Here is a 13,007-nt window from a genome sequence, read left to right on the forward strand (position 1 = left end):
GTCGGTGAGATCATACTGTATTACTAACGTATTTACATACTGACTAAAACTTATACATTATGCGAGATAAACAAAATGAGCACATCTCAACACACTGAAAAAAAAGCTAATATTACTATATTACGTGCAAATGTTGCTGACACAGCAAAAGTTGCACCGTTGTATGTGCAATACCGTGAATTTTATCATGTCGATCCACAACCCCAACAAGCACAGGCTTTTTTGCACGAACGTCTAGAACAGAATCAATCAGTGATTTTCTATGCACAAGATGAAAAGCAAAATACTGTTGGCTTTACTCAACTCTACCCTGCATTTTGCTCTTTGCAAATGAAACCTATTTGGTATTTATACGATCTGTTTGTTTCACCGAATGCCCGTAAACAAGGTATTGGTGAAGCATTACTGACCCATTGCAAACAATTTGGAGAGAAAACAGGAGCAGGCTTTGTTTTCTTACAGACTGGTGTAGAGAATACAACAGCGCAACGACTGTATGAAAAAATGGGTTATCAGCGTGATACTGAGTTTTATACTTATATGCAATCGTTATAACAGCATCAATTAAGCTATTGCTTACCTATATAGATAAAAATCATAATATAAAATACTAACTCTTTGCTAAAGAGTTAGTATTTTATTATTTAACACAATAAAAATAAGTAAATACACACTGTCAAAGCACCAATCTACGCTAAACAAACAATGTCTCTACTTATGTATTAGTATACTTGTTGGCGTTTGCACTCTGCTGGGATTTTGGCGCTGACTGAATTAACATTGACTAACCGATAAACACCATCATAATCCTCAGCAAACTCTCCCTGTGGTACATCTTCTGTCACTTCAAGATCAACATAAATTGGCTGATAAGGTTGGTTATTTTTATCTGCAGCCTCTTTCGCTTGTGTCCGCAATTGCGCTAAAGCCTCTGGCTCTCCGTTTAACCAATACACACTAGGATCATTACAAGGTTGAAAGGTTTCAACATCCTCACCCCATACATACATCCCTTTCACTTGGATCGGATCATTTGCAGCATAAACACTTGATGCCGATAACATTAATGCTATGGATAGAATGATTTTTTTGATCATAGTTATTTCAAGCCCCTACAACACACGTCAACACAGGTTATGCGCTTTAACAAAAAACGTCACTATATTGATTGAGACAACCAGAAATAGAAAGGTTCAGATAAAAAATAATCGTAAATAAAAGAGTTAACCAAATAGAGGCAATTTCAGTAGTTATACGGAGCAAAAACAAAAAGAGCACAATAAGATAAAAAAACAGAGAAAAAATACTATTTATCATACTGTATGATAAAAAAAAAGCGGTTAGCTTTTGCTAACCGCCAGAAATAGACTTAACTATTTTGAGAACGTATCGCGCAGCGATTAGTTCAGACGCTCTTTAATACGAGCAGACTTACCAGAACGCTCACGCAGGTAGTACAGTTTCGCTTTACGAACAGCACCACGACGCTTAACAGCCATGCTGTCGATCAGTGGAGAGTGAGTCTGGAACACACGCTCAACACCTTCGCCGTTAGAGATCTTACGTACTGTGAACGCAGAATGCAGACCGCGGTTACGCTTAGCGATTACCACGCCCTCGAATGCCTGCAGACGCTTTTTGTCACCTTCAACAACCCAAACTTGTACAACTACGGTGTCACCAGGACGGAACGCAGGTACGTCTTGTTTTAGCTGCTCATCTTCCAATTGCTTAATGATATTGCTCATAATTCTCTCTTTACCCTAGAATTAACTGAATCTTTAGTTCTGCTTACTGCCCTGAGATTCCTCTTGGAACTCAGTCAGAAGCACCGCTTGCTCGTCAGTCAGAGCTAGGCTTTCTAGAAGCTCAGGTCTTCTCAGCCAAGTACGGCCTAGCGATTGCTTTAATCGCCAGCGACGGATATGCGCATGGTTCCCCGATAACAGTACCGGAGGCACTTGCATGTCATCCAACACCTCAGGTCGGGTGTAGTGTGGGCAATCTAACAAGCCATTTGCAAAAGAGTCCTCTTCTGCTGACGCCTGATGACCCAGCACACCCGGAATAAACCGTGCGACTGCATCTAACAAGGTCATGGCGGGCAGCTCCCCTCCACTTAACACGTAATCGCCGATTGACCACTCTTCGTCAATTTCGGTTTGGATCACGCGCTCATCTATCCCTTCGTAGCGGCCACAAACCAGAATTAACTTCTTGTTAGTTGCCAACTCACTCACACCAGACTGATCCAGCGTGCGCCCCTGTGGGGATAGATAGATAACTTTTGTACCGTCACCTGCTGCAGCTTTTGCTGCATGAATTGCATCCCGTAAAGGTTGCACCATCATCAGCATTCCCGGACCGCCCCCGAAAGGTCTGTCATCGACAGTACGGTGCCGGTCATGTGTGAAATCACGTGGATTCCAACACTCAATGCTGAGCAAGCCATTTTTTACCGCTCGGCCAGTTACCCCGAAATCGGTCACTGTTCGGAACATCTCAGGGAACAAGCTTACAATGCCTATCCACATAGGTTTCGGCCTATCCACATAGATCTATCCAAAATAGATTTAGTGCCAATACTCGTCAGATAAAACCAATGTTTTACCTGTGGGTCAGAAACCAGGATCCCACTCAACCTCAATGGTTTGGGCGGCAAGATCGACTTTTTTGATAACCTGCCCATCGAGGAACGGAATTAACCGCTCCTTAACTCCGAAAGCATCATTCAGGTTTGCTTTGACTACCATAACGTCGTTAGAGCCGGTTTCCATCATGTCGATGATTTTACCAAACTCATAACCGCTTACGTTAACTACCTTGCAACCCATCAGGTCACGCCAGTAGTAATCGCCGTTATCTAGTGAGGGCAACTGTGAAGCTTCAACAGCAATTTCCACATTGGTCATTGCATGTGCCGCTTCGCGATCATCAATACCTTTCAGTTTGACAATCAGATCACTGTTGTGATGACGCCAGCTTTCCAGCTCAGTCTCACACCATTGACCCCTGATTTTCAGATACCAAGGTTGGTATGCAAAAATGCTTTCTGAATTTTCGGTGGAAGAGTACACCCTGAGCCAACCACGAATACCGTATGTAGAGCCCAGTTTCCCAAGCACAACAGGCTCAAGCAGCTTACTCATTGTGACCACCTAGACGGATTACGCAGCTTTCTGCGCGTCTTTTAACAGCTTAGCGACACGATCAGTCATCGCAGCGCCTTGACCGATCCAATGGTTGATGCGATCCAGGTCCAGACGAACCTTTTCAGCAGAACCAGCAGCGATTGGGTTGAAAAAACCAACGCTTTCGATGAAACGGCCATCACGTGCACAACGGCTGTCAGCTACGACTACTTGATAGAACGGACGCTTTTTTGCGCCGCCACGTGCCAAACGAATAGTTACCATAACGTCCTCTTATATTAACAACAACACCCAGAGACCGTATTGAGGGTCGGCTCCGGGAGTTTGCGAAAAAGCTGTCGAATTTTACTCGTTTTAGGGTAAAAAGCAACCTACTCTCTATAATTAGCTAAAACACATTGATTTTATAGCTAAAATTAACGGCCTAGCATACCGGGTGGCAACATTCCTTTCATGCCGCGCATCATTTTTGCCATACCGCCTTTGCGCATTTTTTTCATCATGCGCTGCATTTCGGTGAACTGTTTTAACAGGCGGTTGACATCTTGAACCTGAACCCCAGAACCCAGTGCGATACGGCGCTTACGCGAACCTTTAATCAGCTCAGGGTTACGGCGCTCGGCTTTGGTCATTGAGTTAATCATCGCTTCCATTTTGACGGTGACTTTGTCATCCATCTGGGCTTTGATGTTGTCAGGAAGCTGACCGGCACCCGGTAACTTCTCAAGCATGCTCATCATGCCGCCCATGCTGCGCATCTGTTTTAGCTGATCGCGGAAATCTTCCAGATCAAAGCCGTCACCTTTTTTGAACTTTTCAGCCATTTTTTCGGCTTGTTCACGGTCAACGTTACGCTCAAGATCTTCAATCAGCGACAGCATATCGCCCATTCCCAGAATACGGGAGGCTACACGGTCTGGGAAGAACGGTTCGAGAGCATCGGTTTTTTCACCGACACCCAAAAACTTAATCGGTTTACCGGTGATATGGCGAATCGACAGTGCCGCACCACCACGCGCATCACCGTCAACTTTCGTCAGGATCACACCGGTCAACGGTAGGGCTTCATTAAATGCTTTGGCTGTATTTGCCGCATCCTGACCGGTCATGGCATCCACCACGAACAGCGTTTCGACTGGATTAATCGCAGCATGCACTTGCTGGATCTCTTCCATCATTTCGCTGTCAACATGCAAACGGCCTGCGGTATCAACTAATAGCACGTCATAGAATTTTAGTTTGGCGTGCTGCAGTGCTTTTGCCACGATATCAAGTGGCTTTTGCTGTGCATCAGAAGGAAAGAAATCAATCCCAACTGTTTCAGCCAGCGTTTCTAGTTGTTTAATTGCCGCAGGGCGATATACGTCAGCAGAAACAACTAAAACTTTTTTCTTTTTACGCTCAAGCAAAAACTTCCCCAGTTTTGCCACACTGGTTGTTTTACCTGCGCCTTGCAAACCAGCCATCAGCACAACGGCTGGCGGCTGTGCGGCAAGGTTTAAGTCATTGTTTGCCTCGCCCATTGAGGTTTCGAGCTCGTCTCGTACAATTTTAACGAACTCCTGCCCTGGCGTAAGACTTTTATTAACTTCTTGCCCAACAGCACGCTCTTTAACACGAGCAATAAACTCTCGCACTACCGGTAAAGCAACATCAGCCTCAAGCAGCGCCATGCGAACTTCACGTAAAGTATCTTTAATATTTTCATCAGTAAGCCGACCACGGCCACTGATATTGCGCAGAGTGCGCGATAGTCGATCAGAAAGATTCTCAAACATCGTAGTCATTATCCGCTTGCACAAGTTCTGTGTGACTTAGTAATGAGGGGATTATACCTGATTATTCTACTTATGTGGCAGTCGCAAGGTTGGAGCAGCGCCCAGAGGGCGGTATACTAGATACCCTATTTTCAAGTTATGTGATAACAGACACCGAACTTATGCCTCTATTTGCAATGTTGGCTTTACTCGGTTATACCGCTTGCTTGGTGTTAATTATTCCAAGTTTGCTACAAAAAAATGGCCCTCATAAGTTAGCCGTTTTTTGTTGCGCTGGGTTTGCACTTATATTTCATACTCTGACGCTAAAAGAGTTGATTTTCAATGCGGTAAATGGCCAAAATCTTAGTTTATTAACCGTTGCATCACTTGTTGGTGTGATCATCACTGCGTTAATGACGCTCTCATTGTTGCGTTATCGTGTTTGGTTTTTAATGCCAATTGTCTATAGCTTTGCCGGAATAAATCTTGCGGCAGCGCGCTTTTTACCCGGTGCATTTATTACACATTTAGAGTCACATCCGGGTATTTTAGCGCACATTACGCTTGCGCTATTTGCTTATGCTACGTTAATGATTGCCACGCTGTATGCCATTCAACTGGCTTGGCTTGATTATCGTTTAAAGTATAAAAAATTACCCGTCAGCCCGATGTTCCCACCGTTAATGACCGTTGAACGTCAGTTATTTCAGATCATTATCGCGGGGGAAGTATTACTGACATTAACCCTTGTCTCAGGTTATTTTTTTATCCACGATATATTTGCACAAGGGCAATCACACAAAGCGGTGCTTTCACTGTTTGCATGGTTTGTTTATGGCACGCTATTGTGGGGGCATTTTAAACAAGGTTGGCGTGGTCGCCGTGTGGTGTACATTAGTATGATAGGTGCGTTTTTATTGACGTTAGCCTATTTTGGTAGCCGTTTTGTACAAGAGATTATTTTGCGCTAACTATCTTGTACTATTGTCAACAAGCCAGCTCTATTTACAAAAATGTAAACTTTATTGACAACCATATACCTTCTGCATTGTGCGTATTATCAGCCTAAGGGAGACATACGCACAATCTTAGACTCTATTTTCTCGTCATCATGTAATGTCAATATCAAAGACATAATGCCTTTAGAAAAGGTGAAAATCACATATAACAGGACAGTGAGCGTTGCCCTTCTCTGTTCTTTTTTATCTTTAGATATTTATCCTACATTTGGCTTTATCTACTTATTTGCTATGAAAAAGTAGCATTAACTCGCAGTTAAATTCATAATTATCTTCTGTTTACTCTTGAAAGGAACCATTACTTGAACGACATACATACCGGCACGCTCTTTGTTGTGCTGATTTTAATGTTGTTAATTTCTGCCTATTTTTCTGGCTCCGAAACTAGCATGATGTCTTTGAACCGTTACCGACTACGGCATATGGCCAAAGAGGGACATCGTGGTGCTAAACGCGCAGAACAACTGCTAAAACGGCCTGAACGTTTACTTAGCTTGATCCTCATCGGTAATAATTTAGTTAATATTCTTGCCTCAGCCATTGCCACCATTCTTGGAATGCGCCTGTTTGGTGATGCCGGTGTTGCAGTAGCCACGGGTGCGCTAACGTTGGTTGTACTGATCTTCTCTGAAGTGATGCCAAAAACCATTGCAGCACTGTATCCTGAAAAAATCGCCTTCCCCAGTACGTTTTTGTTGTCTTTGCTGTTAAAGGTGATGATGCCTATCGTACTGCTAACTAACTTGATCACCAGCGGCTTAATGCGGCTATTTGGTTTGCGCTCTGATGTTAAAAATGAAGCATCAGTCAGCAAAGAGGAGTTGCGCACCATTGTGTATGAAGCCGGCCCACGCATTACCCGCCGTAATCAGGATATGCTGCTGTCTATCTTTGATCTTGAGCAGATCACGGTAGAAGATATTATGGTGCCGCGCAATGAAGTGGTTGGCATTGATATTAATGATGATTGGAAGAGCATTGTTCGCCAGCTCAATCACGCCCAACATGCGCGCTTGGTGTTGTACCGCGATACTTTTGACAACGCGATTGGTATGCTGCGCGTGCGAGAAGCCTACCGGCTCATGATGGAAAAAAATGAGTTCAATAAAGAGACCTTACTTCGCGCGACCGATGAGATCTACTTTGTCCCAGAAGGTACGCCGCTGAATGTTCAGCTAATCAAATTTCAGCGCAATAAACAGCGTTTTGGTCTGGTTGTGGATGAATACGGCGATATTCAGGGGCTGATCACACTAGAGGATATTCTCGAAGAGATTGTGGGTGAATTTACTACCTCAATGTCTCCTACACTGGCTGACGAAACTACGCCACAGAGTGACGGCACCATTTATGTTGATGGTTCAGCCAATATTCGCGATCTGAACAAGGCATTCGGCTGGGATTTCCCGACCACTGGCCCACGCACGATGAATGGATTACTGCTTGAGCATCTAGAAGATATTCCTGAGCTTGGCACTAGTGTGCATTTGTACGGCAATCAAATTGATATTCTGGCAGTTAGCGATAACATGATTAAACAGGTGAGAATTCACCCCAAAACAACGGTTGTTGAATAAATCCACATTGATTAACACAAATAAGCCTTGTTCGCAGCGCACGTTCAAGGCTTTTTTATAGGTATTATTTATATAATAAACACACTGGTTTATATCCAATACACATACATGTGTTATCTGTAAATCAAGATAAGATTAGCGAGCAGCTAATGTTTTTAGCTGTATATCATCAAGTGCCAGCTCACTGTTTGAGTTTGCCACAATACCACGAGCAATCACTTGCGCAGCAATAGCTTGAGCCTCGCTCAGTGAATGCATTGTACACGTGCCACACTGATATTCATTGAGCTCTGGAATATCCGATTGCTGCTGTACTGCCTGCACATCATGCATTGCGGCTAACCATGCAGCAGCAACACGATCTTCATCTGGCACACCAATGAGACTCATATAGAATCCGGTACGGCAACCCATCGGTGAAATATCAATAATCTCAACGCCTTGGCCATTTAAGTGATCACGCATAAATCCAGCAAACAGGTGCTCAAGAGTATGAATACCTTTCTCACTCAAGAGTTCTTGATTTGGGATGCAAAAGCGTAAATCAAAAACAGTAATGGTGTCAGAGTGTGGTGTTTTCATGATTTTTGCAATACGCACGGCAGGTGCTTTCATTCGGGTATGATCAACAGTAAAGCTATCCAGTAACGGCATGAGATTGACTTCCTTGACTATTTTGACTTACATGAAAATAAATAAATTTATTTGCTTGAGCTGGGAAACTTTTGAATACAACGCCGGTCTTAATTTACAGTAAGACGCGCTATTTGTTGTCATCACATCCCTGAATACACCTGCAGAGATGTTATTTTTAGCCACATCGGTTGATGTGGCTTTTTTTTATCTTGTCAAAACTATTGTACCCGTCTAAAACTGGCTATTACCCTTTCTGACTGGCTAAGTAATCATCAAAGCTAAGAGTATCGGCTGCTTCAATGGCCGTTTGTTTGGCAAAAGAGTCAGCCTGCTCTTGCGCAAACTGTGCATCAGAAAGCATGGCTAACGCCTCACTGGATAACTGCTGCTGATACTGTTTGGCTAACTCTAAGCCAAAACCGCGAATCCCTTTTGCCAACATCTGATCTAGCACTTGAGCTGAAAGAGTCAACGAGGGATCAACAAACGCTTTCATCAGTTTAGTACATAACTGCTGATAGATATCAGAGTCCGCACCATCAAGCACAATCGCCACACTCAGCAGATCTGTAAATAAACGCTGCCCAACATCAGCCAGTGGTTGACGGGCCTCTTCACACCCTATACCCACTGTCTGCCCTGGTTTTCGCCCTTCAAGGATCACTCGATTCCAGTTTTTACGGCAACAAAGTAACTCACTTTCACTCATTTCTGGCGCATCAGCTAAGGCACACCAGATCATAAATAGGTCTAAAAAGCGCACCTGCTCGGCATCAATACCTATCGCAGAAAATGGGTTATTGTCTAGTGCGCGCACTTCAATGTATTGGATACCACCACGCAATAATGCATCAGACGGTGATTCCCCAGCGAGTGTCACGCGTTTAGGGCGAATAGGTGCGTAAAACTCATTCTCAATTTGCAGCACATTACTGTTGAGCTGACGATACTCTCCTCCCACTTTCACACCAATGTTGGCATATTGCAGAGAAGGCTGATGGATCGCTTTTTTCAGTGCATCCACATACGGGCGTAACTGATTAAACGTAATACCCAGTTTGCTCTGCTCTTTATTGGTGTAACCCAGATCGCTCATTCGCAATGAGGTAGCATACTGCAGATACATCAATCCCTTGCTGTTTGACTCAAACGGCAGCACATCTTCACGCCCAGCAATAAATGAGCGGCACAGCGCCGGAGAAGCACCAAACAGATACGGGATCACCCAGCCAAAGCGATAATAATTACGAATAAGCTTTAAGTAGCCGTCAGAGATCTTATCTTGCAGAGCCTGAGGATCAAGATCGTTGCCAAACCTTGCCAGCCAAAAGCTATCCGGCAGCGAGAAATTATAGTGCACACCAGAGATCACTTGCATCAGTGCACCGTAGCGATTTTTCAACCCCTCACGGTAGAGTGTTTTTAACCGACCTACATTCGATTTTCCGTATTGAGCAAGAACAATGTCACTCTCTTTGCCAATAAAACAGGGCATACTGAGCGGCCAGAACAGCTCATCACCGATATTGCGTGCGGTATAACGTTGAATATCGCGCAGGAATGTCAGTAAAGTATCAACATCTCGTTCTACAGGAGTAATAAATTCAAGCAGGCTTTCTGCAAAGTCGGTAGTGATCCAACTGTGAGTTAGGGCAGAGCCTAATGCGGGCGCATGGCCAGTTTGAGCCAAATGACCATCAGGCGTAATCCGCAATGTTTCACGCTCAATACCCCGCCCCAGACCTTGAACTACATGTGGGTTTGCTGCCAACCATGAGAGTGCAGCAGATACGTCAGGAATCAAAATAACCCTTCCTTCAACCAACCTGAACTTTTGATCTAATAAGGATACTGGTTAAATGCTCAAATTTCTACGGTAGAACAATCGGTTACTCTTTATACTACAAGGTAAATATCTGGTTAACACCTTGAAATATAAGTGCAACAACAAGATAACGCAACGTTTTCCCCCATAAAATAAACAGCGTAGCTGGCCAAAAAGAGAGCCGAAACCACCCCGCCAACAGACACAAAATATCGCCAATAAGTGGTAACCAACTAAACAGTAATGACCAGACACCGTATTTTTTTACCCAGCGGGTCGCTGTAGTGAGACCACGCTGTGGCGCTATTTCAGCAACACCTCGCCCCATCAGCAAACTCACCACACTTCCGAGCGTATTCCCCACAGAAGCAACCACAATTAGCTGCCAAACGGGCCACTGTTCTTGCTGTAAAAGCATCACCAGCAGCACTTCAGAATTCCCCGGAAGCAGCGTAGCACTGAGAAAACTACTTAGTAGCAGGCCCCACAGCCCGCTACTGGCGCCCCAGGCATCAAATGCTGCCAACATCAGGCCAGCGTTCTCACATCAACCACAGCCATTCCTGCACTGCGGGCTGCTTGAATACCAAAATCGGCATCTTCAAACACCACACAATGCTCAGGTGCAACGCCCATTCGCGATGCACAGAGTAAAAACGTCTCTGGATGTGGTTTATGCGCAGTAACATCATTTGCGCCAACTAACACATCAAAATAGTGGCGTAACCCCATATGCTGTAAAATAGCCTCAGCCATCGCCGTATCACTGCCTGTACCTACTGCCATAGGGCGACGACCATGATACGCCTTAACCACCTCAACCAAAGGCAGAGGCTCACACAAGTCAAACAGATATTTCTGCGATTGCTGCATCTTCTCTTTAGCCAATGCCACTGCATTTAAATCAACACCGTGGCGATCAATAATCGACTGAGCAATTGACCATGTTGGCGCACCACTGAGTGAAGCCATCAACTCAGGTTCATACGGCAGACCATATTTTCCTAAGATCTCTATCCATGCCTGACGATGTGCTGGCAGTGACTCGATAATCGTGCCATCCATATCAAAAATCAAGCCTTGGTAGCTATCGTACATAACAACTCCTACTGAACAGGGTAATCCCCTAAACCACACTAAAACAGTGCAAACTAAGTTACTGTACCGTAATCTCCTGTCGCTTGCAGTGGCCGTATGCTGTTTTGTGATATTTTCACCGGTTTATGCAATGCGTTGAGCATCCGTTAAGTTAGTGCATATTCAAAAATACAACAGAATAAATAGAGGGAAGAAAAAGACAAAAGATAAGAACTAACGAGTCAATAAAGGGAAAGAAACACCAAAATCAGAGGTATACAACAGTAACAAATATGGAGAGATGTTAACAACAAAAAACAATTTACCTTTAAGTCGCCAACAAACGCAAAAAGCCCCGTCATTGACGAGGCTTTTTACTAATATGGTGCATCTGAGAGGATTCGAACCTCTGACCGCTCGGTTCGTAGCCGAGTACTCTATCCAGCTGAGCTACAGATGCAATATTTAATCTTACTCACTGCGCTGCAAAGAGTATTGATTATTTAACCATACACTTTACAGAAAAATATGGTGCATCCGAGAGGATTCGAACCTCTGACCGCCCGGTTCGTAGCCGGGTACTCTATCCAGCTGAGCTACGGATGCAAAAGTACTTACTTTATAAAGATGGTGCATCCGAGAGGATTCGAACCTCTGACCGCTCGGTTCGTAGCCGAGTACTCTATCCAGCTGAGCTACGGATGCGCTCTTTTATCTTTAACAACCAACATATTGGTTGGCAGCTATTGACTATAAACAGAATAGATATGGCATAAAATATATTTTATTAAACATACACTACGTTGCCAATCTTTCTTTACTCATGGTGCATCTGAGAGGATTCGAACCTCTGACCGCTCGGTTCGTAGCCGAGTACTCTATCCAGCTGAGCTACAGATGCAAAATACAGTGCCAATCCTATTGTAGATAAAGAAAAATAGATGGTGCATCCGAGAGGATTCGAACCTCTGACCGCTCGGTTCGTAGCCGAGTACTCTATCCAGCTGAGCTACGGATGCATCGAAAATAACTTTTCTTATTTTACAAGAAGAATGGCGGTGAGAGAGGGATTCGAACCCTCGATAGAGTTTCCCCTATACACCCTTAGCAGGGGTGCGCCTTCAGCCTCTCGGCCATCTCACCGTGTGCTTTAATTAACCGCGCATGTATATCTGCGATTAATTGCTATAAATGGTGCATCTGAGAGGATTCGAACCTCTGACCGCTCGGTTCGTAGCCGAGTACTCTATCCAGCTGAGCTACAGATGCACTGCATATTCCCTATGACCGCATGCAAATTGAATGGTGCATCTGAGAGGATTCGAACCTCTGACCGCTCGGTTCGTAGCCGAGTACTCTATCCAGCTGAGCTACAGATGCAATTCAAAATGGCGGTGAGAGAGGGATTCGAACCCTCGATAGAGTTTCCCCTATACACCCTTAGCAGGGGTGCGCCTTCAGCCTCTCGGCCATCTCACCGGCGTTGTGTGGCGCACATATTACTTTCCCTGCTTTATAAGTCAAATACTTTTGGTGCACTCGTTGGTAAAATGCCATCAATTGCACATTTAACAGACAATATGCTGATTTTTCAGTTCATTTATCCTAAATATCTTATCTTCGTGTGCTATTCACCGACTCAGATCTTCACCATAGAAAACATACCGTAATAGCAAAAAGTAGTCGTTCGGTGTTATACAGGCCCTGATCTTAATTTTATTTCAGTAAATTCTTAAATATATACACTATATTGGCATTCAATTGCAGTATGCTTATCAAAAGCCACGTCGTGTCACTTTAATCCACGCAAAATAAAACCGAAAAAATGAAAGATGAAAGATGAAAGATGAAAGATGAAAGATGAAAGATGAAAGATGAAAGATGAAAGATGAAAGATGAAAGATGAAAGATGAAAGATGAAAGATGAAAGATGAAAGATGAAAGATGAAAGATGAAAGATG

At 44.0% G+C, this 13,007-nt stretch carries 13 protein-coding genes and 9 tRNA genes; 3 read left to right on the forward strand and 19 right to left on the reverse strand.

Annotated elements, in window-relative coordinates:
* Positions 1 to 75: 75 nt before the first annotated feature.
* Positions 76 to 555, forward strand: coding sequence for a GNAT family N-acetyltransferase (locus ACRC53_RS12005; protein WP_438643624.1), 480 nt, complete (start codon positions 76 to 78; stop codon positions 553 to 555).
* Between the two features lie 167 nt (positions 556 to 722).
* Here the strand turns inward: ACRC53_RS12005 and ACRC53_RS12010 are convergent, their stop codons facing one another.
* From ACRC53_RS12010 to ffh, 6 genes are all read right to left on the reverse strand, one after another.
* On the reverse strand, positions 723 to 1,097 hold the full coding sequence (locus ACRC53_RS12010) for a hypothetical protein (RefSeq protein ID WP_438643625.1): 375 nt from the start codon (positions 1,095 to 1,097) through the stop codon (positions 723 to 725).
* Between the two features lie 303 nt (positions 1,098 to 1,400).
* Complete coding sequence (gene rplS / locus ACRC53_RS12015; protein WP_438622501.1) at positions 1,401 to 1,748, reverse strand: 50S ribosomal protein L19; 348 nt, start codon at positions 1,746 to 1,748, stop codon at positions 1,401 to 1,403.
* A gap of 33 nt (positions 1,749 to 1,781) precedes the next feature.
* A complete protein-coding gene (gene trmD, locus ACRC53_RS12020) occupies positions 1,782 to 2,534 on the reverse strand; it encodes a tRNA (guanosine(37)-N1)-methyltransferase TrmD (RefSeq protein WP_438643653.1) in 753 nt (250 codons plus the stop codon).
* A gap of 84 nt (positions 2,535 to 2,618) precedes the next feature.
* Entirely contained in the window at positions 2,619 to 3,149 is a 531-nt protein-coding gene (rimM, locus tag ACRC53_RS12025) for a ribosome maturation factor RimM (RefSeq protein WP_438643626.1), read from the reverse strand.
* 18 nt (positions 3,150 to 3,167) lie between these two features.
* A complete protein-coding gene (gene rpsP, locus ACRC53_RS12030) occupies positions 3,168 to 3,416 on the reverse strand; it encodes a 30S ribosomal protein S16 (protein ID WP_438622498.1) in 249 nt (82 codons plus the stop codon).
* A gap of 152 nt (positions 3,417 to 3,568) precedes the next feature.
* Positions 3,569 to 4,930, reverse strand: coding sequence for a signal recognition particle protein (gene ffh, locus ACRC53_RS12035; RefSeq protein WP_438643627.1), 1,362 nt, complete (start codon positions 4,928 to 4,930; stop codon positions 3,569 to 3,571).
* 161 nt (positions 4,931 to 5,091) lie between these two features.
* Between ffh and ACRC53_RS12040 the strand changes: the two genes are divergently transcribed.
* Positions 5,092 to 5,883, forward strand: coding sequence for a cytochrome C assembly family protein (locus ACRC53_RS12040; protein ID WP_438643628.1), 792 nt, complete (start codon positions 5,092 to 5,094; stop codon positions 5,881 to 5,883).
* Between the two features lie 350 nt (positions 5,884 to 6,233).
* Entirely contained in the window at positions 6,234 to 7,508 is a 1,275-nt protein-coding gene (locus tag ACRC53_RS12045) for a CNNM domain-containing protein (RefSeq protein WP_438643629.1), read from the forward strand.
* Positions 7,509 to 7,643: 135 nt separating this feature from the next.
* On the opposite strand, the gene luxS is transcribed toward ACRC53_RS12045, so the two are convergent.
* From luxS to ACRC53_RS12110, 13 genes are all read right to left on the reverse strand, one after another.
* Positions 7,644 to 8,162, reverse strand: a complete 519-nt coding sequence (gene luxS, locus ACRC53_RS12050) for an S-ribosylhomocysteine lyase (RefSeq protein WP_438643630.1) — start codon at positions 8,160 to 8,162, stop codon at positions 7,644 to 7,646.
* A gap of 226 nt (positions 8,163 to 8,388) precedes the next feature.
* Positions 8,389 to 9,948, reverse strand: a complete 1,560-nt coding sequence (gene gshA, locus ACRC53_RS12055) for a glutamate--cysteine ligase (RefSeq protein WP_438643631.1) — start codon at positions 9,946 to 9,948, stop codon at positions 8,389 to 8,391.
* Positions 9,949 to 10,045: 97 nt separating this feature from the next.
* Positions 10,046 to 10,498 (reverse strand): YqaA family protein, encoded by a 453-nt coding sequence (locus ACRC53_RS12060; RefSeq protein WP_438643632.1) that lies wholly within the window; start codon positions 10,496 to 10,498, stop codon positions 10,046 to 10,048.
* A complete protein-coding gene (gene yqaB / locus ACRC53_RS12065) occupies positions 10,498 to 11,067 on the reverse strand; it encodes a fructose-1-phosphate/6-phosphogluconate phosphatase (protein ID WP_438643633.1) in 570 nt (189 codons plus the stop codon). The genes ACRC53_RS12060 and yqaB overlap by 1 nt, the downstream gene beginning before the upstream one ends.
* Before the next feature lie 362 nt (positions 11,068 to 11,429).
* Positions 11,430 to 11,506 (reverse strand) — tRNA-Arg (locus tag ACRC53_RS12070).
* A 69-nt stretch (positions 11,507 to 11,575) separates the two neighbouring features.
* Positions 11,576 to 11,652, reverse strand: a tRNA-Arg gene (locus ACRC53_RS12075).
* Positions 11,653 to 11,674: 22 nt separating this feature from the next.
* Positions 11,675 to 11,751: transfer RNA gene (locus ACRC53_RS12080), tRNA-Arg, on the reverse strand.
* Positions 11,752 to 11,870: 119 nt separating this feature from the next.
* Positions 11,871 to 11,947: transfer RNA gene (locus ACRC53_RS12085), tRNA-Arg, on the reverse strand.
* A gap of 41 nt (positions 11,948 to 11,988) precedes the next feature.
* Positions 11,989 to 12,065 (reverse strand) — tRNA-Arg (locus ACRC53_RS12090).
* Between the two features lie 34 nt (positions 12,066 to 12,099).
* Positions 12,100 to 12,189, reverse strand: a tRNA-Ser gene (locus ACRC53_RS12095).
* Between the two features lie 49 nt (positions 12,190 to 12,238).
* Positions 12,239 to 12,315, reverse strand: a tRNA-Arg gene (locus ACRC53_RS12100).
* A gap of 34 nt (positions 12,316 to 12,349) precedes the next feature.
* Positions 12,350 to 12,426 (reverse strand) — tRNA-Arg (locus tag ACRC53_RS12105).
* 9 nt (positions 12,427 to 12,435) lie between these two features.
* Positions 12,436 to 12,525: transfer RNA gene (locus ACRC53_RS12110), tRNA-Ser, on the reverse strand.
* Positions 12,526 to 13,007: the final 482 nt, after the last annotated feature.

It is taken from the genome of Plesiomonas sp., assembly GCF_051652165.1.
In the GTDB taxonomy this organism is placed as follows: domain Bacteria; phylum Pseudomonadota; class Gammaproteobacteria; order Enterobacterales; family CAMTGL01; genus Plesiomonas.

What these genes read in the sequence shown, in the direction of transcription:
- ACRC53_RS12005 (WP_438643624.1), top strand. Translation starts at nt 76, where the DNA reads ATGAGCACATCTCAACACACTGAAAAAAAAGCTAATATTACTATATTA.
- ACRC53_RS12010 (WP_438643625.1), bottom strand. Translation starts at nt 1,097, where the DNA reads ATGATCAAAAAAATCATTCTATCCATAGCATTAATGTTATCGGCATCA.
- rplS (WP_438622501.1), bottom strand. Translation starts at nt 1,748, where the DNA reads ATGAGCAATATCATTAAGCAATTGGAAGATGAGCAGCTAAAACAAGAC.
- trmD (WP_438643653.1), bottom strand. Translation starts at nt 2,534, where the DNA reads ATGTGGATAGGCATTGTAAGCTTGTTCCCTGAGATGTTCCGAACAGTG.
- rimM (WP_438643626.1), bottom strand. Translation starts at nt 3,149, where the DNA reads ATGAGTAAGCTGCTTGAGCCTGTTGTGCTTGGGAAACTGGGCTCTACA.
- rpsP (WP_438622498.1), bottom strand. Translation starts at nt 3,416, where the DNA reads ATGGTAACTATTCGTTTGGCACGTGGCGGCGCAAAAAAGCGTCCGTTC.
- ffh (WP_438643627.1), bottom strand. Translation starts at nt 4,930, where the DNA reads ATGTTTGAGAATCTTTCTGATCGACTATCGCGCACTCTGCGCAATATC.
- ACRC53_RS12040 (WP_438643628.1), top strand. Translation starts at nt 5,092, where the DNA reads ATGCCTCTATTTGCAATGTTGGCTTTACTCGGTTATACCGCTTGCTTG.
- luxS (WP_438643630.1), bottom strand. Translation starts at nt 8,162, where the DNA reads ATGCCGTTACTGGATAGCTTTACTGTTGATCATACCCGAATGAAAGCA.
- ACRC53_RS12060 (WP_438643632.1), bottom strand. Translation starts at nt 10,498, where the DNA reads ATGTTGGCAGCATTTGATGCCTGGGGCGCCAGTAGCGGGCTGTGGGGC.
- yqaB (WP_438643633.1), bottom strand. Translation starts at nt 11,067, where the DNA reads ATGTACGATAGCTACCAAGGCTTGATTTTTGATATGGATGGCACGATT.